Below are 24,858 nucleotides of genomic sequence, written 5' to 3' on the forward strand. Positions count from 1 at the left end.
CCCGCCGGCGGGACGGCCGCGGCCGCACGCGGGACGACGGGGATAATGGACGAGAGCGACCGGCACGCAGCCGACGAGGCTACTCGAAGCCGAGGGACGCGACGCTCGTCGGGAAGGTCGACGGCGGGAGAAGAAACCGAGACGGATCGCGAGCGGTTCTACGATCGGGATTCGCGCAGTTGCTGGACCGCCGGGATGACGACCCAGAACGCCAGCACGCCGAAGATGATGAACCACGCGGTCACCTCGCGGAGCGCGATGGCGGCCTGTCCGTACGTGTCGAGACCCTCCGGAATCGCACCCCAGAGCTGGGCGTCCTCGAAGCCCGGCGTGGTGTACCAGCCCGACAGCACCATCCAGACGAGCCCGCCACCCGTGAGGACGGCGAGTCCTTTCGCGAATTCGTCAGCCATTGTCTGAATGTTCGTCGGCGTCGTCTTTAGGTTTTCCCATTCCCTCGGCACGGAACCGGGTAGAGAACGCGTAGACGAACGCCCCCGCCGCGATCATCCCGACGCCGAGCACTGCCAGTGGGAGGTCGAGCTCCGACAGCGACAGGCTCGCGCGCTGTGTCGCGGTGTCGAGGACGATGAACCCGCCGACGACGAACGCCACCGCGAACATCGTCGAGAAGACGGTCACGACCTTGTACAGCCGCAACGGTACCTCGACCTCTCGGGCGCGAGTCTCCCCCTCGGAATCGGTCGCGTCGTCGGTATCTGGAGCCATGAAAAACGATGAGACGGAACCGCTACCGCGTTACTTCGGTGGCCGGAGCCGGTAGTACCGCCGGTTGAGGTCGAACATGTACCCCTCGCGCATCGACTTCAGCACCGCGTACGTGATGGTTCCTACGACGACCGGGAGCAGGAACGTCAGGTCGAACAGCAGGTGCGCGTCGATGGGGACGAGGTTCTTGATCGACAGCGCGCTGATGGTCCACGCGAACGCGAGCCCCGCCATCCCGAACGCCGCCCAGAACGGCTGCTCGACCGGCCGGCGCGCGCTCCCCTTGTTGAGGAACGGGACGATGGCGATGATGCCGACGATGACGACGTTGGCCATCACGCCGTACGTCCGGTCGGCCAGCAGCTTCTCGCCGCCGAGGATGGCCAGCTCGGGGTTGAGCGGGCCGAGCTTCAGCAGGCCGAACGACCAGTAGAGATACCAGTCGGGCAGGATGACAGCCGGGGTGGAACTCGGGTCGGCCGGCGGGCCGAGGTGCGGTGGGAGCGTCGCCGCCAGGAAGATGATCATGCCGACGAAGAAGCTCGTCAGCGAGAGGTTGCGGATCATCTCGTGGGGCCACGTCGGGAACGCCAGCACGTCGCGCTCGACGTAGCTGGACTCCTGCCGGAGGTCCTGGTCCTCGCTGCGGGCCCGCTCGAAGTACTCGTAGGTGAGCCGCGAGAGCCCCTGCGTGCGCTGCTTGCGCTCGCTCCACGTCGGCGTCTCGTCGTCCGGCGGGACGATTCCGGTGCCGCCGCCGTCAGGACGTGGGTCCTGACGAGGCCCGGATTCCGCGGAGTCCGAACCGCCGTCTGCCTGTGCCTCGCCGGTGTTGTCGGTTTGTTCGTTATCAGTCATGATTCGTTAGTGCGGTTCCGCGATCCCCTGGATCCACACGATGGCGATGTGGACGCCGATGATGGTGGTCACGACGAACGGGAGGAAGAACACGTGGAGGATGTACATCCGCTGGAGCGTCGCCTGCCCCAGACTGAACCCGCCGAAGACGAGTTGTGCGACCCACTCGCCTGCCAGCGGGATCGAGAGGCTCATCTCCACGCCGATCTGTCCGGCCCAGAACGCCAGCTGGTCCCACGGGAGCAGGTAGCCCGTGTACCCGAACACCATCGTGAGGCTGATGAGGATGATGCCGATGATCCAGTTTAGCTCGCGTGGCTCCTTGTACGCTCCGGTGAAGTACACCCGGAGCATGTGGAGGAACACCGCCGCGACCATCACCTGTGCCGACCAGCGATGGAGCGACCGGAGCATGAACCCGAAGTTCAGATCCGTCATGATGAACGCCAACTGGTTGTACGCCGACGACGGGTCGCCGGTCGTCGCTGGCGCGTAGTAGAACCCGAGCAACGCCCCGCTCACGGCCGCGACCACGTACGCGATGGTCGAGAAGCTTCCGAGCGCGTACAGCGGGTACCAGTACCAGAACTTGTTGTCGAGGTTGTACTGCTCTGTGTGGCTCTTGGGCATCTGGAGGTTGACCCGGTAGTAGAGGGTCTCTAGAATCTCCAGGTAGTCGACGATTCGGAACCGCTTGTCCATCCAGATGAGCGCGGTCAGGAACGTCGTCTCTACCGGCGTGAGGTTCTTCTCACGCATCCACTCGCCGTGGTCGTAGTCGTCTTTGCGTTCGATGCTCATTCGTTATTCCTCCGGCCTCGGTAGCGAGACGAACGACTTCTCCACGATGCTGAACGGGTCGTACGTCGACTGGTGGCACTGACAGTAAATCTGGTCCGCCCCACCGGCCGCCGCAGAGCCCGCCAGCCCCTTGAACGTGGGAACGCAGCAGAAGTGCGTGCACTTGTTCAGGTGCGCGAGGAACCCTTCTTCCGTGCTCGCCGAGAGCCACTCGTTGCCCTGGGCTTGCTCTTCGATGCGCTCGCTCCGGATAACCTCGATGGGGAGCGTCTCGCCGCCGGAAACGTCCTGCGAGCGCCACTTGCCCTGTGCGGGCTTTCCGAGGCCGCTCTGTCCGATTCCGTTGCCCCACGAGCCGTAGTCGTCGAAGTCGTCGACGTGCATCTTCTGGCCATCCTCGACGTTCTCGTTCTGCCAGTCGAACTTCGAGTTGCCGATGTACCGGAAGTAGTTGTCCTGATCGGCTTCGGGACGGACGCCCTTGAACGTCTGGACGCCGCAGTACTGGAACCACTTGGGGCCGTACGTGATGCCGCCGAGTTCCATCTCGGCGACGGTGATTTCGGCTCCGCTCTCCAGTGTTCGCGTCTCGGGCTCCGGGAAGATGCCCTTGAGATACCCCTCCGAGTCGATCTCGAGGGGAATCTGGGGCATCGCCCGCGGAGCGGGACCTCCCGTGTTCTCGACGCCGTAGAAGTCCACGATACCGCCGCCACCGCCGACGGGGTTGGTCGTGGAGTTGACGGCTGCCGCGGTCGCGGTACCGATTCCCGCGAGCGACGCGCTACCCACGACGCCCTTCACGAAGCGTCGGCGACCTGTGCTTGCCGGATACTTGTCGTCATCTGCTGGCATGGTTATTTCTTGTAGTACGGGTACACTGCGCGCTTGAACTGGTCCCACGCGTTACCGAGCGAGTCGACGCCGTCCTGCTGGTCCTGTCGGACGTACAGGTCCTCCCACTTCCGGCGGCGCTTCTTGACGATCATCACGTCGGGCAGGAACTCCTTGCGGTACAGCAACAGGATGAACGCCAGATCGATGAAGATGACCGCGAGAACGGAGCCGAGGTACATGTTTCCGACCGCGGTGTACCCCCAGCCGCCGATGAGTCCGTACGTGAACAGCCCGACGAACACGACCTCGACCACCGTCAGCAGGACGATGGCGATGGCCGCAGCGGTACTCTCTCGCGCCGGCTCGTAGCGGTGGATGTCGCCGTAGGTTGAGCCTGTGGATGACATGTCAGTTACCTCCGCTGGTGTGTGGCGATTCGCCGTACTTCAGGAGGAAGAACGTGTAAATGAGCGAGACGACCATCATCAGCAGGGTCGCCAGCCCGACGAAGTGGGCCTGGAACGCCACGCCCATGTGTTCGGGGTCCTGTTCGGCGGCACCGCCGCCACCGCCGCCACCACCGCCCTCCTGAACGGTGATGGTAGCCGTCATCCCGGCTTGGCGGTGGGGCGTGCAGTAGTACTCGTACGTGCCAGTCGTCTCGAAGGTGTAGCTGTACTCGTGGCCGGTGTTGTACGTCTGGTCGTCGCCGCCCTCGGTGCCGCTCCAGTCCGCGCCGTCGGGCTGGCTGGAGGGCTGGACGTTGTGGTTGTCCGAGTCCCAGACCCATCGCACCGTCGTGCCGGGTGCGATGGTGAGTTCCGCAGGGTCGTACGATAGACTCCCTCCGGGACCGACCGTCACTTCTTCCGTCGGACCGCCACCGCCGCCACCGGCTCCGCTCTCGGTCGCGGTCCCGTTGACGGCGGTCGTGGTTTCGTTTCCGGTGGCAGTGGTGTTGCCGGACGACGTGGTGGTCGTGTCCTGCGCCGCAGCGGCGGTTGCACCCGCTCCCGCGCCGCCAGCGACACCTGAGGCTGCCATCAGGAAGTCCCGCCTCTTCATACAGCCAAAACTCAGGACAGGAATTGCTTAAAGCCACCGATGCCGCCGTAGCCGGGTTTCGACGCGGATTCGCCGGGACCGATTACTCGCCCCGCTCGGACGGCGTGGAGACCGCGTCCGTCGGCCCCTCGCTGGGCCGCTTGCTGTCATCGGACGCTAAATCGTCGTCCTCGTCCGGGAAATCGTCGTCCTCGTCGGATTCTGGGCCGTCCTCACCGTCGGGAAGGAACTCCGGGCGCTCCTCGTCGTCGATGCCGACCGCGCGGAGTCGATTCCGGTACTCCTCGGCGCGGAACCGATCCGAGAGCCGGGCGTTCGCGACCAGCAGGAAGACGAACACGCCGAACAGGAGGAAGCCGACCGCGGCCACGGCGGCCACGAGCGGGAGCGCGAGCGCGACCCACGCGACGAGCAGCGCGACTCCCGCGAGGAGGTGGACCGCCCCGATGATCTGCATCAGCCGATTGCCGAGTTCGCCCGACCCCTCGGGAACCTCAGCAGGGTCGGGGAGTGCGTCGCCCTCCGGCGGGTCGGGCACCTCGTAGCTGTCCATCGACGCGAGCGCGACCGACGGTTTGACGTCCCTGAGGACGGTACCGCTGCCCTCGACCGAACCGTCGGGGTACACCACGGCGTACCCCTCGTCGGAGTACGCGAGCAGCTGTGGCTCGCCGTCTCGCTCGATGCGTTCGAGCACCGCGAACACGTCGCGGTTCGCCACCCGGTTCTGGAGGTCTGCCTCAACCCTGTCGAGCAGCCGCGGACCGGTGATCCACGAGTCGGGGTCGAACGCGGCCTCCCACTCCTCGTAGCTCATCTCCGCCATGTCCCGCGGGCCGAAGTCCTCGAAGTCGTACCGCTCCTCGATGTCCCCGCGGCTGAGTCGGTCCCCGTCTCCGTCGGCACTCCCCGCGCCACGGCTGCCGGAAGCGTCCACCGAGTCGGGAGCGTCGGCGGGGCCAGAGTCGTCCACCGAGTCGGCCGAGTCCGAGGGCTCGCCGGGTGGTTCGCCCGCGGGGTCGTCCGAGGCGTCGGTCATCGTCCGAAACTCACACCTGAAGCCGCATAAGCGCCCCGACACTCGGCCGACAGAAGGGGAATTCGGTCGAGGAAGACGAGCGCCGGGCGCGATATCCGTGCTGGGCTCAGAACGCGTTCCACTCTCTGGACTGGCTGTCCAGCCCACGGACCCGGAGCTCCCGCGCCCCGTCGTCGTCCCGAACGTCGACCCGCGCGTCGCAGAACTGGGCGATGGTGCTGATCACGCGCTCGTCCTGCGTGGTCGGGTCGATGAGGAACACCCCGAGCCCGTCGGCTGCGTCGATGCGGCCGCCGATTGTGTGGACGAACCGCGAGATGGTCCGGAACTCCGCGTACATCAGCAGGGTCGACAGCGAGTACAGGCCCGCGCGCACTCGCTCACAACCGTTGGCGTGGACGTCACGGTACAGCCCCGAGAACTCGATGCCGATGCCGGTCAGGTCGCTCGGGCTCGACACCAGCGCCACGTGGTCGTCGGACTGGTCGCGGCCCTGCTGTCTGCTCACGCAGTCCACGACGCCGTATTGTGAGCCGTTCACGCCACCACAGAGCTCGTCGCACTGGCTCAGGAGCCGCTCGCCGCTCTTGTTCGTCGTGACGAACACCATCCCCTCGTCGCGGTCGTTGCCGTCGGTGACCAGCCGGATCGCGAGCCGCCGCGCACCGCTCATCGCGGGACCGGCGACCAGTAGGTTCGTGCCGGGGTCGACGCCGTCGATGGGGAGGTCGTCGCCGAACCGGTACTTTCGGCGCGCTCGCTGGCTCACGAACGGTCACCTCCTTGTGCGAGAGCCGTGGCCTCCTCCAGTTCCGAGACCTCGTGGCGAAGGTCGATCACGCTCATCGCCACGTCCGCGAGCGTGCTGAGAAACTCCCTGTGGTCGGCCGAGAACGTTCGCGGCTCGTCGTCGTACACGCACAGCGTGCCGATGGAGAGCCCCTCGTCGGTGGTCAGGTTCGCGCCCGCGTACGAACGAATCCCCAATTCGTCGAGGCTCTCGTTGTCCTCGAACCGGGGGTCGGCCTTCACGTCGCCGATGACGGTGACCTCGTCCTCGTCGAGGATGGTGTAGGTGCAGATGGAGTCTTCCCGAGAGGTCGGGGTCCAGTCCGTGCTGTGACAGGCCAGAAACTGCTGGCTGTGCTCCTTGATGAGGTTCACCGAAGCCTGTGGCGCGTCGAAGTGCTGGGCTGCGATATCGGTGATTCGCTGTACGTCGGGTTGGAGCGTCTCCGAGTCGAGTTCGTAGGCTTCGAGCGCGTCGAGGCGCTCGGCCTCGTCCTGCGGGAGCGGGTACGCGGTCTGGGCGGCCGACTCGACGGTGAACTCCACCACGCGCCACAGCTCCTCGACGTCGTCGGGGAACCCCTTGGGCACGAACTCGGCGACGGTCCCGCCCGCCTCGTCGGTCTCGATCTCGGTGCGGTCCGTCTCCGTGTAGAGGACGCAGCCCGCGTCCGGCTGCAGGTCCCGGACGCGCTCGGCGACCTCCAGCCCGTTGCCGTCGGGGAGGTCGTACTCGGTCACCACGCAGTCCACGTCGCAGTCGGCCAGCGTCTCGGTCGCGTCGGCCACCGACTCGGCCGTGAGGAAGGTCACGTCCCGCGCGTGCTCCTCGCCCCCTGCACGCTCCCCGCTCCGGGCGTGCTCACGGACGCGCTCCAGCGCGGCCGCGCGGGAGGGCCGCTCTCGGTCGACGTAGAGGACGCTGGGGTTCGACATCTCGGTCACTTAGCGGAAGGTAGCGCCCGCCCGGGATTAAATTTGGCATATGTAATCCGTCTAACAATGGCGATAGCGGCCGGATTGGTCGTGCGACCGCTTTCGCACGCCTTAACCCGGCCCGCTCCCAACCGCCGCGCATGGTCAGCGACGCCCTGGTTGCGACGGTTGTGGCCCTCCTCGTCACCGCGAGCTTCCCGTTCTACCTCTACGGGGCGTGGTACATTCTCGATCAGGAGGTGGTGACGTGGGACGTACTCATCCACCACCTCAAGTTCATCGCCGTCGGACTCGTCCTGACCACGGGTCCGATGCTGACGTGGATGGCCCCGCGTTTCCTCGACCAGATCGGCGGCCTCTCGGCGCTCCACGTGTTCCTCGGGCTGCAGGCGTACGCGATGCTCATCCTCGCGCTCACGGGCATCGTTCGCATCTTTCAGGTCAAGCGCGGCCACGACCTGTACGAGCAGGACGCGACCGAGCGCGACGTGGACATCGACGAACTCCACGAGAACATGGGCGCGTGGCGGGGCCGGCTCCGCATCGGCGTCGCGGGCTACGTGGTGTTCTGGCTGCTGGCGTGGCTCGTCGGGGTGGTTCGGTATCTCAACAAGTACGTGCTGTACGGGTGAGCGACAGACGAACGTTTTTGTCAGCGTAGCTACGAACGCAGACGTAATGCGCCGGAGTAGTTTCGCGGCCGGTCTGATCGTCGGGCTGCTTCCGACCGGAGTCCTCTACCTCGATGGGTACTGGGACCCGCAACTGGCCGTCTTCGTCTGGGCGTCGTTCACCGTCACCGGTTGGCTCGGAGCCCGCCACCGAGAGAACGTTCGCCAGAGCACGTGGTGGACCGCCCTCCTGGTCGCGCTCGTGATCGGCGGGGCACAGTTCGGCGTCCACATGGACCTTCCAATCGGACACGATCTCACCGTCGCTCTCTGGTTTCTCGTCCTCGGCGTCGGCACGGCCGCAGCGCTGGTCGGCGTCGAGATCGGCGTCAGAGCGAGCGAAACTTCGACGACGACCGCGAACACGATGGCCGACTGACGGTCGAGTTCAGAATCGGAGTCAGTCCCACGCCTCGCCGCTGGCGAGGTCCACGTCGTGGTCGAGCTTCGAGGAGGGACACAGATCCTCGAGCACGCAGTCGCTGCAGTCGGGATTTCGCGCGGTGCAGGTCGCCCGACCGTGGCTGATGAGCAGGTGGGTGTACTGCTGCCAGTCCTCGTCGGGAACGACGTCGAACAGGTCCTCTTCGATGTTCTCAGGGGTTTTTTCCTCCGTAATCGCGAGCCTGCGCGAGAGGCGCTGGACGTGAGTGTCCACGACGATTCCCTCCACCACGTCGTGGCCGTGCTGGAGCACGACGTTCGCGGTCTTCCGCCCGACGCCCTTGAGTTCGGTCAGCTCGTCCATCGTGTCGGGCACCTCGCCGTCGTGCTCGTCGATCATGGTCTGTGCCGACGATACGAGGTAGTCGGCCTTGCTGTTGTGGTAGGTAATGGAGCCGATGTCCTCGGAGAGTTCGTCCACGTCCGCGTTCGCGTAGTCCTCGACCGACTGGTACTTCTCGAACAGGTGCTCGGTCTCCTCGTTCACGCGCTCGTCGGTACATTGGGCCGAGAGCACGACCGCGACGAGCAGTTCCAGCCGGTTCGAGAAGTTCAGCGAAATGGTCGCGTCGGGGTACTCCTCGTACAGGCGGTCGATGACTTCCTCGGCCTGGGCCTTCGGCGTGTCGAGTGGCTCTCCCATGTGGCTGTGGTCGGGTGGCCCGGATTTGAATCTTGTTCGTTATTCCGCGGTGGAAGACGTGAGGGTCGTGGTGGAAGACGCGAAACGGCTTCGCTCTGGAGACTGGGTGTTCGGCGGGACGCTACCCCTTGCTTGAGCCACGGCGTGACCGCAACCGCTCCGCCCCGCACCGCGACCGCAACCGCACGGCACCGCACCGCGTGCGGTGGCGGGGCGGGTACCCACGTGCCTCGGCAGTAGCTAGCTTCGTCGTCACGAAATCCTCCGAGGAGCCCATTCCCGAGCAGAACCCGCCAAGCAGAATCCGTTCCCGAGCAGCATCCAGCCCCGAGTATCGCTATCGGCGTTCCGAGAGTTTTAACCCCGCGACCCACGCGCGTCCACCTATGAAGGCGACCGCGAAGGCCCACCCGATCCAGGGCCTCGTCAAGTACCACGGGATGCGCGACGAGGAACTCCGACTCCCGTACCACGACTCCATCAGCGTCTGCACCGCGCCGAGCCACACCAAGACTACCGTCGAGTTCGACCCCGACCTCGACGGCGACACCTTCGTCGTCGACGGCGAGGAACTCGCGGCCCACGAGGCCGACCGAGTCACGAGCGTCGTCTCGCACGTGCGCGAACTCGCGGGCGCGAGCACCGGCGCAGCTGACCACGCCGAGCACCCCGTCCGACTGGAGAGCGAGAACTCCTTCCCGTCGAACGTCGGCCTCGGCTCGTCGTCGTCGGGTTTCGCCGCGGCCGCGATGGCGCTCGCGGAGGCCGCGAACCTCGACCTCACGCGCCCGGAGATCTCGACCATCGCGCGCCGCGGGTCGTCGTCGGCCGCGCGAGCGGTCACCGGCGGCTTCTCGGACCTCCACGCGGGGCTCAACGACGAGGACTGTCGCTCCGAGCGCCTCGACTCGCCGCTCGAAGACGACCTCCGCATCGTCGCCGGGCTCGTCCCGGCGTACAAGGAGACCGAGCACGCCCACCGCGAGGCCGCCGACAGCCACATGTTCGAGGCGCGGCTCGCGCACCTCCACGACCAGCTCGCCGAGATGCGCGACGCGCTCCGCGAGGGCGACTTCAACCGAGTGTTCGAGACCGCCGAGCACGACTCGCTGTCGCTCGCCGCGACCACCATGACCGGGCCCGCGGGCTGGGTGTACTGGAAGCCGGACACCATCGAGATCTTCAACGCGGTCCGGGACCTGCGCGAGGAGGGCGTTCCCGTCTACTTCTCGACGGACACCGGAGCGAGCGTCTACGTCAACACGACCGCCGAGCACGTCGACCGCGTCGAGGAGACCGTCGCCGAGTGCGGCGTCGAGACCATGGTCTGGGAGGTCGGCGGCCCGGCCGAGATTCTGCCCGAGAGCGAGGCGCTGTTTTAACTGTCGGCAGTCCCAACGTCGGGACGAATGCGAATAGCCGTCTTCGGCGCGGGCTACGCCGGACTGACCCTCGCACGGAAGCTGGAGAGAACTCTCCCCGACGACGTGGAGCTACTGGTCGTCGAGCGGACGGGCAGCCACCTCGTCCAGCACGAACTCCACCGGGTGATCCGCCGGCCCTCGCTGGCCGACGACATCGCGGTCGACCTCGACGAAGTGCTCGACCGCGCGACCGTCCGACAGGCCGAGGTCGTGGACGTGGATTCCGCCGCCGGCGTCGCGACGTTGGCCTCCGGCGAGACCGTCGAGTACGACTACGGCGCGGTCTGTCTCGGAGCCGAGACGGCGTTCTACGACCTGCCGGGCGTCGAGGACCACGCCACGCCGCTCAAGACGCTCGGCCACGCCGAGGAGATCCGGGGCGACTTCCTCGACGTGCTGAACGCCGCTCACACCGCCGCCGCTGACGGCTCCACCACCGACGACACTGACGGCTCCACCACCAACGATACTGATCGCGCCGCCGACGACGACGCGACCGGTCGCGTCGTCGTCGGCGGCGCGGGGCTGTCTGGCGTGCAGGTCGCGGGGGAATTGGCCGCGCTGGCCGACGAGCGTGGGAACGACGGCGTGACCGTCACGCTGCTCGAACAGTTCGACAGCGTCGCGCCCTCGTTCCCCGAGAACTTCCAGACCGCGGTGCGCGAGGAGCTGGAAGCCCGCGACGTGACGGTCCGGACGGGCGCGACCGTGGCGGAGGCGACCGACGAGGCCATCGAACTCGAATCCGGCGAGCGACTCGACTACGACCAGTTCGTCTGGACCGGCGGCATCCGCGGGCCGAACGCGCTCGCCGGCGAGCGCCCCGCGGTCAAGAACACCCTCCGACTCGACGATTCGACCTTCGTCGTCGGCGACGCAGCGCGCGTGGTCGACGCCGACGGCGAGCCCGTGCCCGCAAGCGCGCAGTCGGCCGTGCGCGAAGCGCGCGCGGTCGCGGAGAACATCACCAAGCTGGTCGAGCACGACCGGGCGGGCGACGGGCTGTTCGAGCCCCGGCTCGACCCCTTCGCCTTCGACTCGCCGGGGTGGCTGGTGTCGGTCGGCGACGGCGCGGTCGCGCAGGTCGGGCCGACCGTACTCCGGGGGCGGGCCGCGAAGGCGCTGAAGACGACCGTCGGTGCGGGCTACCTCTCGTCGGTCGGCGCGGTGCGCAACGCGGCGGAACTGGTGAGCGAGGAATTGCACCCCGAGAAGGAGTAGCGACGATTCGGTCGCGGAACTCGACGGTTCGTCCTCAGAGCCCGGGGATGCCGATCGCGCCCGCGTCCACGATCTGGAGCGCTTCGAGCACGACGAGTACGATCCACACCGAGAGCCACGCCACCACGCCGATGCCGATGGCCTTGCCCCAGCCGCCGGGGTACCGCGCGTTGATGACGTACACCCACGCGAGCAGGGCGAGCAACGACGCGACGACCGACGCGATGTCGCCGAGGATGGGTATCCACGTGATCAGCCCGAACAGCCCGGTGATCACCCACCAGACGAGCGCGCCCACGAGCGCGGTCAGGATCGCGTACTCGTAGTCGTTCCGGTCGACGATGACGCGCGCGCCGACGTAGATGCCGAACGCGCCGATGAGGAGGGCCACCACGAATCCGATGAGGAGGTCGAGCAGTGCCATGTAGGTGTATTTGGTCCGAGCGGACTTTTATATGTGGGTGGTACCGAGTCGGTCCGACACGGTAACGGACCCAGAGTCGGGCGTAACGGCGGGTTAGCGTTCGGTCGCGGGGTCGCCGTCGCGTTCCCTTGCGGCCGCCTCGGCCGTAGCGGACTCCCGGCGGGGCGAGTCGCCGTCGCGCCGCTCCGCGACGCGATCGCGCGCCCCTTCGAGCGTCTCGGTTTCGAGCAGCTTCTCGACCTTGCGCTCGAACTCCATTTCGTCGAGTTCGCCCTGAGCATACCGCGTCCGGAGGGCGTCGAGCGCGTCCTGCTTGGACCGAGGAGCGTCCGCTCTGCGATGGTCGGCTCGCGCATCCGAGCGCGAATCGGCGTGGCGGTTTGCCATCGAATCGGGCGAGCCTTCCGAGCGCGGGGTCGAAGCCCCCGCAAGTCCGAGTTCGTCGGTCGCGAGCTTCACGAGCGGGACGGCCACCGCGAAGCCGACCGCGAACACCATCCAGAACCAGCCGTAGCCGAGGAACAGCGTGGTCAGTCCCAACCCGAGAACGAGCAGTGCGGTGAGCTTCACCAGCGCGCTCTCGTCGGACGGGTCCGCCGGATCGGTCATGTGGGGAGTATCGCGATGCTCGACTAAAAGAGTTGGAACGTCGGCGCGCGGAGGGACCCCGAAACACGTCTGCATTCTGTTGGTTTCCCCGCGTCAGTGGGTTTAAGTAACTGGGACGGGCTTGAGGGCGCATGGCACGCGAGATCGCGCTGCTGGACAAGGCGCTCGCCGGAGTGGTGGGCGTCGCCGCCGGAGCGGTCATCGGAACCCGAGTCGTTCGTCACTACCGCGACGCGGACCGTCCGGCGGTCGTCTGCACCGAATGCGGAGAATCACTCCCGGTCGACGACGTGCTCGACCCGACCGTCACCTGCGCCTGCGTCGCGCCGCGGGACTCCCACGAGTTCCGATAGCGGACAGTTTAGGCCCCCGACGCCGTAGGCCCGGGCATGGACGACGCGGACCTTCGCGAGCGACTGGAAGCCCGACTGATGAGCCACGGCGTCTACGTCACGGAGTTGGACTCCGAGGAGGGCCGACTCCGCATCGCGTACGAGACGGCCTCGCCCGGCACCGGCGTCCCCCAGCAGGAGGTCGGCCGAGTACTGAATCGCTTACTGGAAGCCCAGTCGGACGGCTGGGAGCCGACCGACGTGAGAGGCGTGGTGACGGACCTCGACGGCGACGACCGCGGGACGTGGCGGGCCGACCGCGAGTGGCTGGTCGGCCACGCCAGCGGTGACCTCTCGGACGTAGACCTCTCCCAGCGCGTCGTCGACACCATCGAGGAGGAGTAGTCCGGTCGGCCGGTGGAATCGGTCGACGCCGGCCAGTCCACTCTCACGGGAGTCGACCCAGCAGTTCGACCGCGAGCGCGACCCGATGCTCGCGATCCGGATGACGGTCGAAGCGGACGGTGTTGCTCCCGGCGTCGTAGTCGAGCAGTCCTGCATCGGCCAGTTTCGGCAAGTGGACGTGATGCAACGCGGTCGCGACCGTCTCCCGATCGTCGCTCCCGTCGTCGGCCCCGCAAGCCGTCGTCTGTTCGTTATCCGAGAGTATCTGCTCGTCGTGGGAGACGACGTGCTCGACCAGTTCGGACAGTGCCACCGCGTCGTCGTCCGACGATTTGAGGAACGAGACGACGGCGCGGCGACGTTCGTTCGACAGCGCGTCGAAGAGGGAGTCGAGGGGCGCGTCGGAGTCGGCTAATGGCGCGAAAGCAGAGTTGTCCAGTCGATGCGTCTCGGGTGTTGTCATCCATTACTCGGACGCCGCCCGCGCGAATCAGCAGACGGCTTCACTCGTCACGGCGTTCAAGTTCCCGGCTCACTCGACGTCGTCGGGAATCCTCAGCGCGGAGCGGATCAACACCCCGGAGCCGCGCCGGATGCGCTGGGAGACGGCGTTGGCAGAGATGCCCAGCGTCTCGCCGATCTCCTCGGCGGAAGCGGTCCGCGGGATGGCGAAGTACCCCTCCCTGACCGCCGCGACGAGCGCCTCGTGCTGCTCGGCCGTCAGGCCGAACTCGCGCTGGCGCGGTTCGGTCGGGTGCGAGAGGTGGTTGACCTCGAGGGAGTAGCCCTCCTCTTCGAAGTGGCTCTGGAACGACGACACGTCGCCCTCCTCGGCGAACCGAAGCCTGAGGTTCCAGCGGTCGTCTTGGGCCACCGCCTCCACGATGGCGGCGTGGTGGTCGATCATCTCGTGGACGAGGTCGTGGAAGTCGTCGGTCCACTCGAGTCGGTACAGCACTTCGTCGTCGGCGTGCTCGACAGCGTCGGCCGTCTCGACCGTCGGGTCGTCCTCCAGCGCGCGGTGAAAGCGGTCGAAGTCGCCGCCGCGAGTCCACAGGAACGGGAACACCTCCTCCGGGCTGTGGGACGCCAACCGGTCGGCCTCGACGGTCATCTCCGGGACCGCCGAGAGGGCCGATTCCAGCGCGAACGCCTCGGCGGGGATACTGAAGTCGCCAACGACACTCATACCCATAGTGGGGGCGTAGGATTTATAAATTCGAGGGTATTTTTGAATTGCCGAGGGTCGGTCGATGCTTCCGGACGGTCGGTTCTTCCCCGTCGAACGGTCGGCTCTGCGCTCTCGAACGGTCAGTTCTGCTGGCCGAACTCGAACTCCTCGGCCACGTCCTCGCGCTTGAGTTCGTCGATCTTGCGGCGCGTCTCGCTCATGTCGTGTTCCACGTCCGAGAGCCGGTCGTCGAGCACCGACAGGATCTCGCTCTTGACCTTCTCGCTGTCGAAGCGCTCGCGCATCTGCTCCTCGACCGCGGCGGTGAACACCCGGACGAACGCCGCGACGGTGCCGACCGCCCAGAGGACCACGCCGACCAGCGCGAGTGCGAGCCCCGGCGCGGCCGTGCCCGCGACCGACGAGAGGGTCGCGCCGTCTGCAAGCTGGTCGTAGGCGCTTCCGAGCCCGACGACCCAGCCCGCGGCCACGAGCGCGCCCGCGACGAGGGTGGTGACCCCTGCGAGGACGACGTAGTACACTGCCCAGCGAAGCGAACGTTTGGCGTCCATGCGGGAGTGACGCGGCCGATAGGTTATAAACACACCCGATTCCTGTTCGATTCGAAACGGGTCTCCTCTCGGCCGAAACTCGCTCGCGTTCTACTGAACGACGACAACAGGAACCCGACTTCGAGTTAGTTTTTAGCCCACGTGCGGGTCGGAAGGTTCTTTATCGGCTCTCTTGTTCCATTGAACACGCACAATGGCTGTACTCTGGCTGGACGAAATCACCGCGGACGACCTCGAACTGGTCGGCGGGAAGGGCGCGTCGCTGGGGGAGCTCACCGGCGCGGGCCTGCCGGTTCCGCCGGGGTTCGTGGTCTCGGCCGGCACCTACCGCTCGTTCATAGAAGACACGGGTATCGAGGACGAACTCTTCGAGGCCGTCGACGTTGACGCCGACGACTCGGCGGCGCTCGCGGAGGCCCAGTCCCACGCCGAGGAACTCATCCTCGACACGGAGATGCCCACCCACATCCGACAGGAGATCTACGACTCCTACGACGACCTTGGCGGCGGCGAAGCGTTCGTGGCGGTCCGGTCGTCGGCGACCGCCGAGGACCTGCCCGACGCCAGCTTCGCCGGACAGCAGGAGACGTTCCTCAACGTCACCCGCGAGGACCTCGTCGAGCGGGTCAAGCAGTGCTGGGCGTCGCTGTTCACCCAGCGGGCCATCTACTACCGACAGGAGCAGGGGTTCGCCCACGACGTGGTCGACATCGCCGTGGTCGTCCAGCGCATGGTCGACGCCGAGAAGTCCGGCGTGATGTTCACCAGCCACCCCTCCACCGGCGAGCCCCGCATCATCATCGAGGCCGCGTGGGGGCTCGGCGAGGCAGTGGTCTCGGGCTCGGTGTCGCCCGACAACTACGTCGTCGACCGCGAGACCGGCACGGTCGAGCAGGTCACCGTCGCCGACAAGAAGACGATGATGGAGAAAGACGAGGAGACGGGCGAGACCGTCGAGCGCGCGGTCTCGGACGACCGCCGCGAGGCGCAGGTCCTCGACGAGCGCGACATCGAGCGGCTCGTCGAACTCGGCGAGCGCGTCGAGGACCACTACGACGCACCACAGGACGTCGAGTGGGCCATCGTCGATGGCGAGGTGTTCATGCTTCAGTCCAGACCCATCACCACCATCGACGACGGCGAGATTTCGGCCGACGAGAACGCGAACGCTGGCGGTAGCTCGTCGGCGGGCATCGCCGACGGGAGCGGCGCGGTCCAGAGCGCGGGAAGCGGGGCGAGTGGCGGAAGCGCGGGCGGCGCGGGAAGCGGGAACGACGCCGGAAACGCGGGCGGCAAACAGCTCGTCTCCGGCCTCGGCGCGAGCCCGGGCATCGCCTCGGGCGCAGTCCGCATCGTCGGGAAGCTCGACCAGCTCGACAAGGTGGCCGAGGGTGACGTTATCGTGACCGAGATGACCACCCCGGACATGGTGCCGGCGATGAAGCGCGCGGCGGGCATCGTGACCGACGAGGGCGGCATGACCAGCCACGCCGCCATCGTCTCGCGCGAACTCGGCGTCCCGGCCGTGGTCGGTGCCGGCGACGCGACGACCACGCTGTCCGACGACCAGCAGATCACCATCGACGGCGACAAGGGTACCGTCATCGAGGGGAGCAAGGACGCTGGCGAGGAGCGCGACCCCACCGAGGAGGTCCGCCCCACGACGCCGGTCAAGCCGATGACCGCGACCGAGGTGAAGGTCAACGTCTCCATCCCGGAGGCCGCCGAGCGCGCGGCCGCGACGGGTGCCGACGGCGTCGGCCTGCTCCGGATGGAGCACATGATCCTCTCGACGGACAAGACGCCCGCGAAGTACCTCGAGGATCACGGCGAAGACGCGTACGTCGACGAGATCGTCGAGGGCATCCGCGGGGTCGCCGACGAGTTCTACCCGCGGTCGGTCCGGGTGCGCACCCTCGACGCGCCGACCGACGAGTTCCGCCAGCTACAGGGCGGCGAGGACGAACCCGCCGAGCACAACCCGATGCTGGGCTACCGGGGCATCCGGCGGAGCCTCGACCGGCCGGACGTGTTCGCCCACGAACTGGAGGCGTTCGCCCGACTGTACGAGATGGGCTACGACAACGTCGAGATCATGTTCCCGCTGGTCAACGACGCCGAGGACGTAATCCGGGCACGCAACCTGCTGGAGCAGGCGGGCATCGACCCCGAGAAGCGGACGTGGGGCGTGATGATCGAGACGCCCGCGTCGGCGCTCGGCGTCGAGGGGATGGCCGAGCAGGGCATCGACTTCGCCTCGTTCGGCACGAACGACCTCACCCAGTACACGCTCGCGGTCGACCGGAACAACGAGAACGTCGCCGACCGCTTCGACGAACTCCACCCCGCCGTGCTCGAACTCGTCAGCCGCACCATCGAGACGTGCCGCGAGCACGACGTGGACACCTCCATCTGCGGGCAGGCCGGCTCGAAACCACGGATGGTCCGCCATCTCGTCGAGGCTGGCATCTCCTCCATCTCGGCCAACATCGACGCGGTCAGGGACGTCCAGCACGAGGTCAAGCGCGTCGAACAGCAGCTAGTGCTCGACTCGGTGCGCTGACCGCCCTTCGACAGCGAAACTGATTTTCGCGAACACGCTCCTCCCGAGTAAGCTCAACTTAGCCCTGACAATCCGGCGCTAACCCCGGAAAACGTCACGGTACGGTCGCGGCCGTTTATTGGCGAGCGCGCCGGAGTAGACGAGGATGTCCCCGCGCCGAGCCCCGATGGCGGTCGCCCTGCTCGTCGTCCTCGCCGGCTGCGTCGGCGCTGGCGTCTCGCCGCCGAACGCCGACCGGTCGCCGGACGAAACGGCCGCGACCACGTCGCCGGGCGAGACGCCGCCGACCGAGAATGTGGCCGGGAACGCTTCTTCTGCGAACACGACCGGGACCGCAAGCGGAGGGACAAACGCAAGCAGCGAGACGACGACGCAGGCGGTAAATGCGACGACTCCGGAGGCGAACGCCACGCACCCACCGGGCGTGAACGAGTCCGGCGTCGAGGACGCCGAGGCGCTGGTTGCCGCCCACCGGACTGCGCTGAACGACACCAGTTTCGCGTTCCGCTTCGGGGCGAACGTCTCGGTCGGCCCCGCGGTCCAGTGGACCAACCAGTGGGGACAGGTCGAACGGGGGCTCGGCCCGCTGGTCGTCCACTCGACGAGCCTCCGGCGCTTCGAGGACGACGCCACGCGAGTGGGGACCGACCTCTGGGCCAACGAGACCGCGGTGGTGGTCAAGTACCGCGGGGAGGACAGCACCGAACTCCGGCAGTCGAACCGCACCGGCGGTAACGGCGGGGGAGTCGGCGCGTACGACGAGACGTGGGCCCACCTGCCGCGGGCCGACCTCGAATCGCAGGTCACCCAGTCGTGGCTGGTGGAACTCGCGCTGGCGGTCGGCGACTACCGGCTGGCTGGGACCGAGCGCCGGGACGGCCGACTGCTCGCGACGCTCCGGGCCGACGAGCCGGTCGCGGCCGCCAACTACACCGACCTGAACGCCACCCTCGTCGTGGACGGGACGGGCCTGGTCCACTCGGCGTCGCTGACCGCGACCGCGGCGGGCGTCGACGAGACGCGCATCCACTACGAGTTCTCGGTGACCGACCTCGGAGCCACCTCGGTGGTCCAGCCCGAGTGGGTCGAGGCCGCGACCCCGCCGAACCGGACCGCTGGGAACGCGTCCACCGCGACGACTGCGACAACCGCGACGACCGCGACCCCCGCGACCAGCGCGACCACCGCGACAACCGCAACGACCGCGACCACCGCGACCACCGCGACAACCGCGACGACGGACAAACCGCATCGATTCCGCGCAGTGTAACCGACCTCCCGGCGACTTCGCACCGAACGTACAATCGTCGCTTGTACGGGCGGCCGCGCGCAGTTCTGCGCGCGGCCATCCGTACAGCGACCGTGAGTGGTCAGGCCCGCACAGCAACCGCGAACGGACGGGGACGGGAACACTATCCATCGCCGCATCCGCCACGTTCAAGCCCTCCGACCGCAAGCGTCCGAGTATGACACGCTCCGTGTGGCTCAAGGCCGACGACGCGGTCGGCGACTGGGACGCCCGCCGGAAACGCATTACGGCGGGGCTCGAAGCAGGCGTCGACTGGGTGCTGGTCGACGCCGACGACGTGGGACGAGTGCGGGAACTCGGCGACGTGAACGTCGCGGCGTTCACAGACGGCGACGCCGAACTGATAGACGAGGCCGAAGCGGGCTCGGAGCCCGACGCGTTCGTCGTGGGCAAGCACGGCGAGGGCGACGGGACGGTCGACCTCCCCTCGGAACTGTCTGGCTCCGCGGACCTCTCGACGCTCCGGCGGGGCGACGGCCGGGCCGACGGCGCGTACGTCCGCATCTTCGACGAGGAGTACGAGGGGTTCGCCGAGGCCGCGGCGGGCGAAGCCGACTACACCATCGTCGTCGGCGAAGACTGGACCATCATCCCGCTGGAGAACCTCATCGCGCGCATCGGCGAGGAGACCGAACTCGTCGCGGGCGTGACCACCGCCGAGGAGGCCCGCACCGCGTTCGAGACGCTGGAGATCGGTAGCGACGCGGTGCTGCTCGACACCGACGACCCCGACGAGATCCGCGAGACGGTCGAGGTGCGCGACGAGGCCGACCGCGAGACGCTCGACCTCGACTGGGCGGAAATCACGACGGTCGAGCGCACCGGAAGCGCCGACCGGGTCTGCGTCGACACCGGGAACCTGCTGGAGCACGACGAGGGGATGCTGGTCGGGTCGATGTCGCGTGGCCTCTTCTTCGTCCACGCCGAGACCGCCGAGTCGCCGTACGTCGCCTCCCGACCGTTCCGGGTGAACGCCGGCGCGGTCCACGCCTACGTCCGGACGCCGGACGGCGGCACGAAGTACCTCTCGGAGCTCAAATCGGGCGACGAGGTGCAGGTCGTGGACCTCGACGGCAAGACCCGCGAGGCGACCGTGGGACGGGTGAAGATCGAGAAGCGCCCGATGTTCCGCGTCGAGGCGAAGTTCGAAGATGGTGATCGAGTCGAGACGCTGCTTCAGAACGCCGAGACCATCAAGGTGCCGACGGGCGAGGGGCGGAAAGCGGTGACCGACCTCGAAGTCGGCGACGAGGTCAAGGTGTTCCGCGAGGGCGGCGCGCGCCACTTCGGCGAGGCCGTCGAGGAGAACATCATCGAGAAGTAGTCACCGAGAGCGGAGTTTAGCGGACGGTCGAACTGACGAGACAGAAGCGCGAAGCTATCTTTTGAACGTCGGCGCGCGCCGAAGATGAGACGTCAATATCGTCCAAGCAGCATCGAAGCATCACGGTTACGCACGGGAGCGAAAAACACGGAGATCGCGCGTTCGATCGGACAACGCTACCGCGAAAGCGCGTTGCTCTCGGTCGGCCCGTTCGGCCCGTCGCGCTCCGGCAGCGGCGTCGTACACCACTGGCAGAAGTCCAGGTCCTCGTCGACCGGCTTGCCGCAGGCGGGACACCGCTCGCCCTCCTCGGTCTCCGGTTCGTGCTGGAGCGCGATCCAGTAGGCGTCGATGGCGCTGAAGATGCGAACGACCCAGACCGGTAACAGCGCCTCCAGCGGGAGGTCCTGGGTCGCCTGCATCGCGCTGTCGAACGCCGCGCCGATGCTCTCGGCACCGGCGGCCGCGGCGTCGGGGAGCGGGACGAACAGCAGGACGGCGCTCACGGCGAACGCCAGCCACATCGCCGAGCGGAGCCACTTGCGTAGGTAGACGTGGCCGAGTCCGGGCAGGAAGAACGACAGCAGCGCGCCCAGCCACGGACGCTTTCCGGAGTTCGTTTCGGTCACTACTGGCGCGTAGCCGACCTATCTTTATAAATGCTGTCCCCGAGGGGCGCTTTCCGGCGGTTCTCGGCGGTACGCTTACCTCAATTTCTCGAAAATAAACTCGGGCGGTCACCGTAGCTCGTCGACGAGTCGGGCGAGCGTCGCGAGGTCGTACTGGCCCGGCGCGGTGGCCTCGGCGGGGTCGACCGGCGCGTAGCCGATCCGCGAGCCGTAGATGGGCGCGACCGCCCGCGAGTGACGACCCGCCGCGCCCATCGCCATCGTCGCCACGCGTTCGCCCGCCGACGCGAACTCGCGGGTGACCGCCAACAGGTCGAGCACGTCGTCGGCGTCGCGGGCCGTGACGGCGAGTTTGCCCACGTCCGCGCGCTCGGTCGCCTCGTCCAGAAGTCCCCGCAGGTCGTCTCGCGGCGGCGTGCGCTCGAAATCGTGGACCGACGCGATGACGGCGGTGTCGGACCGCCGCGCGCGCTCGACCACGCGGTCGGCATCGGCCACGCGGTCAGCACCCACCTCGCCTTCGGTCTCCCCCTCGCCCCGCGCGAGTGACGTGAGTTCCACGTCGACCGCGCAGACGCAAGCCAACTCGGCGGCCTCGGCGAGTTCCGACAGTCGGGCCGCGTCGTTGTCGGCTTCGCCGCCCTCCCACGTCGCGCGGTTGGTTGCGATGATGGGAAGCTCGCCGTCGTAGTCGTCGAGCGCGGCGAGTGGGTCGACCCCGCGCTCGGCGGCGAGGTCCATCCGGAACTCCACGGCGTCGGCGTGCTCGCGGGCGCGGGGTTCCTCGCCGAGGTCCGAGAGACTGGCGGCGAGAACGAACTCCTCGAAATTCATGTAGTGGTGTGCGGTTCGGGCCACGAAAAGCCTGTTTGTTGAATTTCGGACCGATTCCTGACGGGCTATCCGCCATCGAACGCCCGATGGTCGACCACGTACCGGTCCCCGTCGCGCCGAACGCCGTCCACCGTGTACAGCTGAATCTCTCGCTCCTGCTTGGTCTTCACGCGGAAGTCGTAGTTCTCGGCCTCGTACTTGAGGTCGGCGTCGGCCTCGGCTGCGAACTCCCGATGCGCCGCGAGTCGGTCGCCGACCACGCCGTCCGCGAAGGACGCGACGGCGTCGAGCCGGTCGTCGAACACCTCGCGGAACTCCCGACTGAGTTCGTAGCCGGTCGAGTGCCGCCCGGCGACCATCGCGGCGAGGCTGGTCGTGCCCGTCCCCCAGAAGGGGTCGAGCACGGTGTCGCCGTACACCGAGTACATGTTGACGAGTCGGTAGGGAAGCTCGAAGGGGAACGCGGCCGAGCGCTCGCGGAGATCGTCGTGGCCCAGTGTCTGGGCCTCGCCCTGCACGTCGGTCCAGAGGTCCGAGAACCAGTCGTTGCGCTCCTCCCAGAAGTACGCCGCGCCGTACCGGCGGTCGGCTCCGGTGGCGAACTCCCGCGAGGCCGCGCCGTTCCGGAAGAGGAGGACGTACTCGTGTTCGAGCGTGGGGTAGGCGTTCGGCGGCACCATTCCCGAGCCCATGAACTTGGCGTGGCTGTTGACCGGCTTGCGCCAGAGCACGTCCGGCAGGAGGTCGAACCCCCGCGCCCGAAAGCGGTCGATCAGCTCGGCGTGGTTGGGGTACAGTTGGAAGCCGTCGCCGACGCTCCGGGTCGCGTCGCCCACGTTGACCGCGGCGATGCCGCCCTCGACGAGGACCCGCGCGAGTTCGTCCCACACAGGGTCGAGCGCGGCGTGCATCGCGTCGAAGGCGGCCTCGCCGTCGCCGGCCGCCAGCGAGTCCGCGACGCCGGCGTCGAGTCTCGCGAACAGGTCGTCCCACATCTCGATCATCGGATACGGCGGCGAGGTCACGACGAGTTCAACCGAGTGGTCGTCGAGCGCGTCCATCTCGCGGGCGTCTCCGACGTGGATCCGGTGTTCGGTTTCCATCCGCTGTGTCGACCTCTCTCGGGACCGACAAAATTCTTTTCCGTTTCGGAACGTAACTAGAAAAGCTGTGCAGTTATCGAATCGCCGACTCTACCGCGGAGCGGCACCCGGAACGATGTCCGAGTTCAGACCATCGCGGGGGCCTCTTCGGCCTCCAGCAGTTCGTGGTACCGATTCCGGATGGTGACCTCGCTGATGTCGGCGACCTCGCTGACCTCCGCCTGCGTGGTCTTCTCGTTGGTGAGCAGCGCGGCGGCGTAGACGGCGGCGGCGGCGAGACCGACCGGCGACTTGCCGCTGTGGACGCCCTTCTCCTTGGCGGTCTGGAGCAGTTCCCGGGCGCGGTGCTCGGCCTCGTCCGAGAGGTCCAGCCCCGAGGCGAACCGCGGGACGTAGCTCTCGGGGTCGGCGGGCTTGACCTCCAGATTGAGTTCGCGGACCACGTAGCGGTACGTCCGGGCGACCTCGCTCTTCTCGACCCGGCTCACGTCGCCGATCTCGTCGAGGCTCCGCGGAACGCCGGCCTGTCGCGCCGCGGCGTAGACGCACGCGGTCGAGACGCCCTCGATGGACCGACCCGGCAGGAGGTCCTCGTCGAGCGCGCGCCGGTAGATGACCGATGCGGTCTCGCGGACGTTGTCCGGGAGACCGAGCGCGGAGGCCATCCGGTCGATCTCGCCGAGCGCCTGCTTGAGGTTGCGTTCTTTCGAGTCGCGCGTCCTGAAGCGCTCGTTCCACTTGCGCAGGCGCTGCATCTTCTCGCGCTGGCGCGCGCCCAGCGAGTTGCCGTACGCGTCCTTGTCGCGCCAGTCGATGTTGGTCGACAGCCCCTTGTCGTGCATCGTGTTCGTCGTCGGCGCGCCCACGCGGGACTTCTCGTTTTTCTCCTTCGAGTCGAATGCGCGCCACTCCGGCCCGCGGTCGACCTGATCCTCGTCGACGACGAGGCCACACTCCGCACAGACAGTCTCGCCGTGTTCGGTGTCCGAGATCAGGTTCCCGCTGCACTCCGGACAGGCCGTCTGCTCGTCGCTCTCCTCTCGTTCGACTTCGTCCTCTTCGCCTCGGTCGATCCTCGTTCGTACGTTGGACATGATGGGTTCCTCGTTGACTGGGATGGCGAACGCTACCGGGCAGGGAGAACCTGGAAAACCCCGGACTGAGTTCTTACAGTTGTGTTCTTCCGAAAGGTATTTAATGTTTTCGGAACTTGTTTTCCCGAGTCACGTGAACAGGTCACACGCGAGGGCGTCCCAGCGGGCCCACCTTACGTAAGCGAAGATGTATGCGTCGTTCGCCGGGAGGACCTGTCGAACGGACGATTTAACCCGCAGGGGTGCGAACGCCCCGCCGATGGACGCCGAGAACCAGCGCGTCGTCTCGCTCGCGCCGAGCGCCACGGCGACCTTGCAGGCGCTCGGCGCGGGCGACCGCCTCGTCGGGCGGACCTTCCACTGCGACGCCGACTGCCCGCCGGTCGGCGGCTGGCTCAACCCGGACTACGAGGCGGTCGCCGACCGCGAACCCGACCTCGTGCTGACCGCCGACGACCTGCAGGCCGACGTCGCGACCGAACTCGACGAGCGCGGCCACGAGGTGTTCCACGCCGCGCCCGCGACGCTCGCGGAGGTGATCGACTCGTTCGCGGACCTCGGAGCAGCGGTCGGCCTGCCCGACGAGGGAACCGCGCTGGCCGAGCGCGCTCGGAACCGACTCGACAGGGTCGCGCGGCTCACGCCCGACGCCGAGAGCGAGCAGCCGACCGCCTACTGCGAGGAGTGGTCCGAACCGCCGATGGCCGCGGGCAACTGGGTGCCGGAGGCGGTCGCCGCTGCAGGCGGGCGCTACCCGCTCGTGGACCCGGGCGAGCGCTCGCGCGAGGTGTCGGTCGCGGAGGTCGAGGCCGCCGCGCCGGACCACGTCGTGCTCCACGTCTGCGGCCACGGCGCGGGGGCCGACCCGACGACGATCAGCGAGCGCGACTGGACCCTGCCGGCGATAGAGCGCGGCAACGTCCACGTCGTCGACGACTCGCTGTTGAACCAGCCGAGTCCGCACCTCGTGGAGGGAATCGAGACGCTCGCGTCGCTGTTCCACCCCGATGCTGTCGACGGCTGAACGCTGTT

The 24,858-nt window shown here is 67.5% G+C and carries 30 protein-coding genes; 10 read left to right on the forward strand and 20 right to left on the reverse strand.

What is annotated here, in order from left to right; genetic code table 11:
* Window positions 1-158: 158 nt before the first annotated feature.
* The 10 genes from DPQ64_RS14795 to DPQ64_RS14840 all read right to left on the reverse strand — a co-directional run bounded on the left by DPQ64_RS14795 (window position 159) and on the right by DPQ64_RS14840 (window position 7,054).
* Window positions 159-413, reverse strand: coding sequence for a DUF7314 family protein (locus DPQ64_RS14795; RefSeq protein ID WP_115865089.1), 255 nt, complete (start codon window positions 411-413; stop codon window positions 159-161).
* The gene (locus DPQ64_RS14800) at window positions 406-729 is read right to left on the reverse strand and encodes a DUF7315 family membrane protein (protein WP_115865090.1); all 324 of its coding nucleotides are present in this window, start codon (window positions 727-729) and stop codon (window positions 406-408) included. The genes DPQ64_RS14795 and DPQ64_RS14800 overlap by 8 nt, the downstream gene beginning before the upstream one ends.
* 30 nt (window positions 730-759) lie before the next feature.
* Window positions 760-1,587 carry a cytochrome b family protein gene (locus DPQ64_RS14805; RefSeq protein ID WP_115865091.1) on the reverse strand — a complete coding sequence of 276 codons (828 nt, stop codon included), beginning with the start codon at window positions 1,585-1,587 and terminating at the stop codon, window positions 760-762.
* Between the two features lie 6 nt (window positions 1,588-1,593).
* Complete coding sequence (locus DPQ64_RS14810; RefSeq protein ID WP_115865092.1) at window positions 1,594-2,388, reverse strand: cytochrome b; 795 nt, start codon at window positions 2,386-2,388, stop codon at window positions 1,594-1,596.
* 3 nt (window positions 2,389-2,391) lie between these two features.
* Window positions 2,392-3,243 carry a ubiquinol-cytochrome c reductase iron-sulfur subunit gene (locus tag DPQ64_RS14815; protein WP_115865093.1) on the reverse strand — a complete coding sequence of 284 codons (852 nt, stop codon included), beginning with the start codon at window positions 3,241-3,243 and terminating at the stop codon, window positions 2,392-2,394.
* A gap of 2 nt (window positions 3,244-3,245) precedes the next feature.
* Window positions 3,246-3,632 carry a DUF7318 family protein gene (locus tag DPQ64_RS14820; RefSeq protein WP_115865094.1) on the reverse strand — a complete coding sequence of 129 codons (387 nt, stop codon included), beginning with the start codon at window positions 3,630-3,632 and terminating at the stop codon, window positions 3,246-3,248.
* 1 nt (window position 3,633) lies between these two features.
* Window positions 3,634-4,290, reverse strand: a complete 657-nt coding sequence (locus DPQ64_RS14825) for a plastocyanin/azurin family copper-binding protein (RefSeq protein WP_115865095.1) — start codon at window positions 4,288-4,290, stop codon at window positions 3,634-3,636.
* A gap of 82 nt (window positions 4,291-4,372) precedes the next feature.
* Window positions 4,373-5,329, reverse strand: a complete 957-nt coding sequence (locus DPQ64_RS14830; protein WP_232820595.1) for a DUF7319 domain-containing protein — start codon at window positions 5,327-5,329, stop codon at window positions 4,373-4,375.
* A 106-nt stretch (window positions 5,330-5,435) separates the two neighbouring features.
* Window positions 5,436-6,098, reverse strand: coding sequence for a DUF7504 family protein (locus tag DPQ64_RS14835; RefSeq protein ID WP_115865096.1), 663 nt, complete (start codon window positions 6,096-6,098; stop codon window positions 5,436-5,438).
* Window positions 6,095-7,054: a GAF domain-containing protein gene (locus tag DPQ64_RS14840; protein ID WP_115865134.1), complete on the reverse strand. Its 960-nt coding sequence runs from the start codon at window positions 7,052-7,054 to the stop codon at window positions 6,095-6,097. The genes DPQ64_RS14835 and DPQ64_RS14840 overlap by 4 nt, the downstream gene beginning before the upstream one ends.
* Window positions 7,055-7,194: 140 nt before the next feature.
* Here DPQ64_RS14840 and DPQ64_RS14845 point away from each other — a divergent pair, with 140 nt between their 5' ends.
* Together DPQ64_RS14845 and DPQ64_RS14850 are read left to right on the forward strand one after the other, a co-directional pair.
* The gene (locus DPQ64_RS14845) at window positions 7,195-7,686 is read left to right on the forward strand and encodes a DUF7321 family protein (protein WP_115865097.1); all 492 of its coding nucleotides are present in this window, start codon (window positions 7,195-7,197) and stop codon (window positions 7,684-7,686) included.
* A 46-nt stretch (window positions 7,687-7,732) separates the two neighbouring features.
* Window positions 7,733-8,104 (forward strand): hypothetical protein, encoded by a 372-nt coding sequence (locus DPQ64_RS14850; protein WP_115865098.1) that lies wholly within the window; start codon window positions 7,733-7,735, stop codon window positions 8,102-8,104.
* Window positions 8,105-8,125: 21 nt separating this feature from the next.
* Here the strand turns inward: DPQ64_RS14850 and nth are convergent, their stop codons facing one another.
* Complete coding sequence (gene nth / locus DPQ64_RS14855; RefSeq protein WP_115865099.1) at window positions 8,126-8,812, reverse strand: endonuclease III; 687 nt, start codon at window positions 8,810-8,812, stop codon at window positions 8,126-8,128.
* A 386-nt stretch (window positions 8,813-9,198) separates the two neighbouring features.
* Between nth and mvaD the strand changes: the two genes are divergently transcribed.
* Both mvaD and DPQ64_RS14865 read left to right on the forward strand, forming a co-directional pair.
* Complete coding sequence (gene mvaD, locus DPQ64_RS14860) at window positions 9,199-10,194, forward strand: phosphomevalonate decarboxylase MvaD (protein ID WP_115865100.1); 996 nt, start codon at window positions 9,199-9,201, stop codon at window positions 10,192-10,194.
* Window positions 10,195-10,221: 27 nt separating this feature from the next.
* Window positions 10,222-11,457: an NAD(P)/FAD-dependent oxidoreductase gene (locus DPQ64_RS14865; RefSeq protein ID WP_115865101.1), complete on the forward strand. Its 1,236-nt coding sequence runs from the start codon at window positions 10,222-10,224 to the stop codon at window positions 11,455-11,457.
* Window positions 11,458-11,491: 34 nt separating this feature from the next.
* Here DPQ64_RS14865 and DPQ64_RS14870 read toward each other — a convergent pair whose 3' ends face one another.
* Entirely contained in the window at window positions 11,492-11,875 is a 384-nt protein-coding gene (locus tag DPQ64_RS14870; RefSeq protein WP_368276127.1) for a hypothetical protein, read from the reverse strand.
* A gap of 99 nt (window positions 11,876-11,974) precedes the next feature.
* Complete coding sequence (locus DPQ64_RS14875) at window positions 11,975-12,490, reverse strand: SHOCT domain-containing protein (RefSeq protein ID WP_198662150.1); 516 nt, start codon at window positions 12,488-12,490, stop codon at window positions 11,975-11,977.
* Window positions 12,491-12,621: 131 nt separating this feature from the next.
* On the opposite strand from DPQ64_RS14875, the gene DPQ64_RS14880 reads away from it, so the two are divergent.
* Window positions 12,622-12,843, forward strand: a complete 222-nt coding sequence (locus DPQ64_RS14880) for a hypothetical protein (protein ID WP_115865103.1) — start codon at window positions 12,622-12,624, stop codon at window positions 12,841-12,843.
* A 36-nt stretch (window positions 12,844-12,879) separates the two neighbouring features.
* Window positions 12,880-13,227, forward strand: a complete 348-nt coding sequence (locus DPQ64_RS14885) for a hypothetical protein (RefSeq protein ID WP_115865104.1) — start codon at window positions 12,880-12,882, stop codon at window positions 13,225-13,227.
* 43 nt (window positions 13,228-13,270) lie between these two features.
* Here the strand turns inward: DPQ64_RS14885 and DPQ64_RS14890 are convergent, their stop codons facing one another.
* From DPQ64_RS14890 to DPQ64_RS14900, 3 genes are all read right to left on the reverse strand, one after another.
* Window positions 13,271-13,690, reverse strand: coding sequence for a DUF7344 domain-containing protein (locus DPQ64_RS14890; protein WP_115865105.1), 420 nt, complete (start codon window positions 13,688-13,690; stop codon window positions 13,271-13,273).
* A 69-nt stretch (window positions 13,691-13,759) separates the two neighbouring features.
* On the reverse strand, window positions 13,760-14,416 hold the full coding sequence (locus DPQ64_RS14895) for a helix-turn-helix domain-containing protein (RefSeq protein WP_198662151.1): 657 nt from the start codon (window positions 14,414-14,416) through the stop codon (window positions 13,760-13,762).
* Between the two features lie 122 nt (window positions 14,417-14,538).
* Complete coding sequence (locus DPQ64_RS14900; protein WP_115865107.1) at window positions 14,539-14,970, reverse strand: hypothetical protein; 432 nt, start codon at window positions 14,968-14,970, stop codon at window positions 14,539-14,541.
* A gap of 193 nt (window positions 14,971-15,163) precedes the next feature.
* Between DPQ64_RS14900 and ppsA the strand changes: the two genes are divergently transcribed.
* From ppsA to DPQ64_RS14915, 3 genes are all read left to right on the forward strand, one after another.
* Window positions 15,164-17,533 (forward strand): phosphoenolpyruvate synthase, encoded by a 2,370-nt coding sequence (gene ppsA / locus DPQ64_RS14905; RefSeq protein WP_115865108.1) that lies wholly within the window; start codon window positions 15,164-15,166, stop codon window positions 17,531-17,533.
* 145 nt (window positions 17,534-17,678) lie between these two features.
* Window positions 17,679-18,803 carry a hypothetical protein gene (locus tag DPQ64_RS14910; RefSeq protein WP_157971737.1) on the forward strand — a complete coding sequence of 375 codons (1,125 nt, stop codon included), beginning with the start codon at window positions 17,679-17,681 and terminating at the stop codon, window positions 18,801-18,803.
* A gap of 196 nt (window positions 18,804-18,999) precedes the next feature.
* The gene (locus DPQ64_RS14915; RefSeq protein WP_115865110.1) at window positions 19,000-20,166 is read left to right on the forward strand and encodes a 3-dehydroquinate synthase II; all 1,167 of its coding nucleotides are present in this window, start codon (window positions 19,000-19,002) and stop codon (window positions 20,164-20,166) included.
* Between the two features lie 176 nt (window positions 20,167-20,342).
* Here DPQ64_RS14915 and DPQ64_RS14920 read toward each other — a convergent pair whose 3' ends face one another.
* The 4 genes from DPQ64_RS14920 to DPQ64_RS14935 all read right to left on the reverse strand — a co-directional run bounded on the left by DPQ64_RS14920 (window position 20,343) and on the right by DPQ64_RS14935 (window position 23,826).
* On the reverse strand, window positions 20,343-20,795 hold the full coding sequence (locus tag DPQ64_RS14920; RefSeq protein ID WP_115865111.1) for a zinc ribbon domain-containing protein: 453 nt from the start codon (window positions 20,793-20,795) through the stop codon (window positions 20,343-20,345).
* A 108-nt stretch (window positions 20,796-20,903) separates the two neighbouring features.
* A complete protein-coding gene (locus DPQ64_RS14925; protein WP_115865112.1) occupies window positions 20,904-21,629 on the reverse strand; it encodes a type I 3-dehydroquinate dehydratase in 726 nt (241 codons plus the stop codon).
* Window positions 21,630-21,694: 65 nt separating this feature from the next.
* Window positions 21,695-22,732 (reverse strand): DNA-methyltransferase, encoded by a 1,038-nt coding sequence (locus DPQ64_RS14930; protein ID WP_115865113.1) that lies wholly within the window; start codon window positions 22,730-22,732, stop codon window positions 21,695-21,697.
* A gap of 125 nt (window positions 22,733-22,857) precedes the next feature.
* Window positions 22,858-23,826: a transcription initiation factor IIB gene (locus DPQ64_RS14935; RefSeq protein ID WP_115865114.1), complete on the reverse strand. Its 969-nt coding sequence runs from the start codon at window positions 23,824-23,826 to the stop codon at window positions 22,858-22,860.
* A 259-nt stretch (window positions 23,827-24,085) separates the two neighbouring features.
* On the opposite strand from DPQ64_RS14935, the gene DPQ64_RS14940 reads away from it, so the two are divergent.
* Window positions 24,086-24,850 carry a cobalamin-binding protein gene (locus DPQ64_RS14940; RefSeq protein ID WP_115865115.1) on the forward strand — a complete coding sequence of 255 codons (765 nt, stop codon included), beginning with the start codon at window positions 24,086-24,088 and terminating at the stop codon, window positions 24,848-24,850.
* Window positions 24,851-24,858: the final 8 nt, after the last annotated feature.

It is taken from the genome of Halorussus litoreus (genome assembly GCF_003382685.1).
Classification (GTDB): domain Archaea; phylum Halobacteriota; class Halobacteria; order Halobacteriales; family Haladaptataceae; genus Halorussus; species Halorussus litoreus.

Excerpts from the sequence above, each read along its gene's own strand:
- DPQ64_RS14795 (WP_115865089.1), bottom strand. The coding sequence starts at position 413 with ATGGCTGACGAATTCGCGAAAGGACTCGCCGTCCTCACGGGTGGCGGG.
- DPQ64_RS14800 (WP_115865090.1), bottom strand. The coding sequence starts at position 729 with ATGGCTCCAGATACCGACGACGCGACCGATTCCGAGGGGGAGACTCGC.
- DPQ64_RS14805 (WP_115865091.1), bottom strand. The coding sequence starts at position 1,587 with ATGACTGATAACGAACAAACCGACAACACCGGCGAGGCACAGGCAGAC.
- DPQ64_RS14810 (WP_115865092.1), bottom strand. The coding sequence starts at position 2,388 with ATGAGCATCGAACGCAAAGACGACTACGACCACGGCGAGTGGATGCGT.
- DPQ64_RS14815 (WP_115865093.1), bottom strand. The coding sequence starts at position 3,243 with ATGCCAGCAGATGACGACAAGTATCCGGCAAGCACAGGTCGCCGACGC.
- DPQ64_RS14820 (WP_115865094.1), bottom strand. The coding sequence starts at position 3,632 with ATGTCATCCACAGGCTCAACCTACGGCGACATCCACCGCTACGAGCCG.
- DPQ64_RS14825 (WP_115865095.1), bottom strand. The coding sequence starts at position 4,290 with ATGAAGAGGCGGGACTTCCTGATGGCAGCCTCAGGTGTCGCTGGCGGC.
- DPQ64_RS14830 (WP_232820595.1), bottom strand. The coding sequence starts at position 5,329 with ATGACCGACGCCTCGGACGACCCCGCGGGCGAACCACCCGGCGAGCCC.
- DPQ64_RS14840 (WP_115865134.1), bottom strand. The coding sequence starts at position 7,054 with ATGTCGAACCCCAGCGTCCTCTACGTCGACCGAGAGCGGCCCTCCCGC.
- DPQ64_RS14845 (WP_115865097.1), top strand. The coding sequence starts at position 7,195 with ATGGTCAGCGACGCCCTGGTTGCGACGGTTGTGGCCCTCCTCGTCACC.
- DPQ64_RS14850 (WP_115865098.1), top strand. The coding sequence starts at position 7,733 with ATGCGCCGGAGTAGTTTCGCGGCCGGTCTGATCGTCGGGCTGCTTCCG.
- nth (WP_115865099.1), bottom strand. The coding sequence starts at position 8,812 with ATGGGAGAGCCACTCGACACGCCGAAGGCCCAGGCCGAGGAAGTCATC.
- mvaD (WP_115865100.1), top strand. The coding sequence starts at position 9,199 with ATGAAGGCGACCGCGAAGGCCCACCCGATCCAGGGCCTCGTCAAGTAC.
- DPQ64_RS14865 (WP_115865101.1), top strand. The coding sequence starts at position 10,222 with ATGCGAATAGCCGTCTTCGGCGCGGGCTACGCCGGACTGACCCTCGCA.
- DPQ64_RS14875 (WP_198662150.1), bottom strand. The coding sequence starts at position 12,490 with ATGACCGATCCGGCGGACCCGTCCGACGAGAGCGCGCTGGTGAAGCTC.
- DPQ64_RS14880 (WP_115865103.1), top strand. The coding sequence starts at position 12,622 with ATGGCACGCGAGATCGCGCTGCTGGACAAGGCGCTCGCCGGAGTGGTG.
- DPQ64_RS14885 (WP_115865104.1), top strand. The coding sequence starts at position 12,880 with ATGGACGACGCGGACCTTCGCGAGCGACTGGAAGCCCGACTGATGAGC.
- DPQ64_RS14890 (WP_115865105.1), bottom strand. The coding sequence starts at position 13,690 with ATGACAACACCCGAGACGCATCGACTGGACAACTCTGCTTTCGCGCCA.
- DPQ64_RS14895 (WP_198662151.1), bottom strand. The coding sequence starts at position 14,416 with ATGAGTGTCGTTGGCGACTTCAGTATCCCCGCCGAGGCGTTCGCGCTG.
- DPQ64_RS14900 (WP_115865107.1), bottom strand. The coding sequence starts at position 14,970 with ATGGACGCCAAACGTTCGCTTCGCTGGGCAGTGTACTACGTCGTCCTC.
- ppsA (WP_115865108.1), top strand. The coding sequence starts at position 15,164 with ATGGCTGTACTCTGGCTGGACGAAATCACCGCGGACGACCTCGAACTG.
- DPQ64_RS14910 (WP_157971737.1), top strand. The coding sequence starts at position 17,679 with ATGTCCCCGCGCCGAGCCCCGATGGCGGTCGCCCTGCTCGTCGTCCTC.
- DPQ64_RS14915 (WP_115865110.1), top strand. The coding sequence starts at position 19,000 with ATGACACGCTCCGTGTGGCTCAAGGCCGACGACGCGGTCGGCGACTGG.
- DPQ64_RS14925 (WP_115865112.1), bottom strand. The coding sequence starts at position 21,629 with ATGAATTTCGAGGAGTTCGTTCTCGCCGCCAGTCTCTCGGACCTCGGC.
- DPQ64_RS14930 (WP_115865113.1), bottom strand. The coding sequence starts at position 22,732 with ATGGAAACCGAACACCGGATCCACGTCGGAGACGCCCGCGAGATGGAC.
- DPQ64_RS14935 (WP_115865114.1), bottom strand. The coding sequence starts at position 23,826 with ATGTCCAACGTACGAACGAGGATCGACCGAGGCGAAGAGGACGAAGTC.
- DPQ64_RS14940 (WP_115865115.1), top strand. The coding sequence starts at position 24,086 with ATGGACGCCGAGAACCAGCGCGTCGTCTCGCTCGCGCCGAGCGCCACG.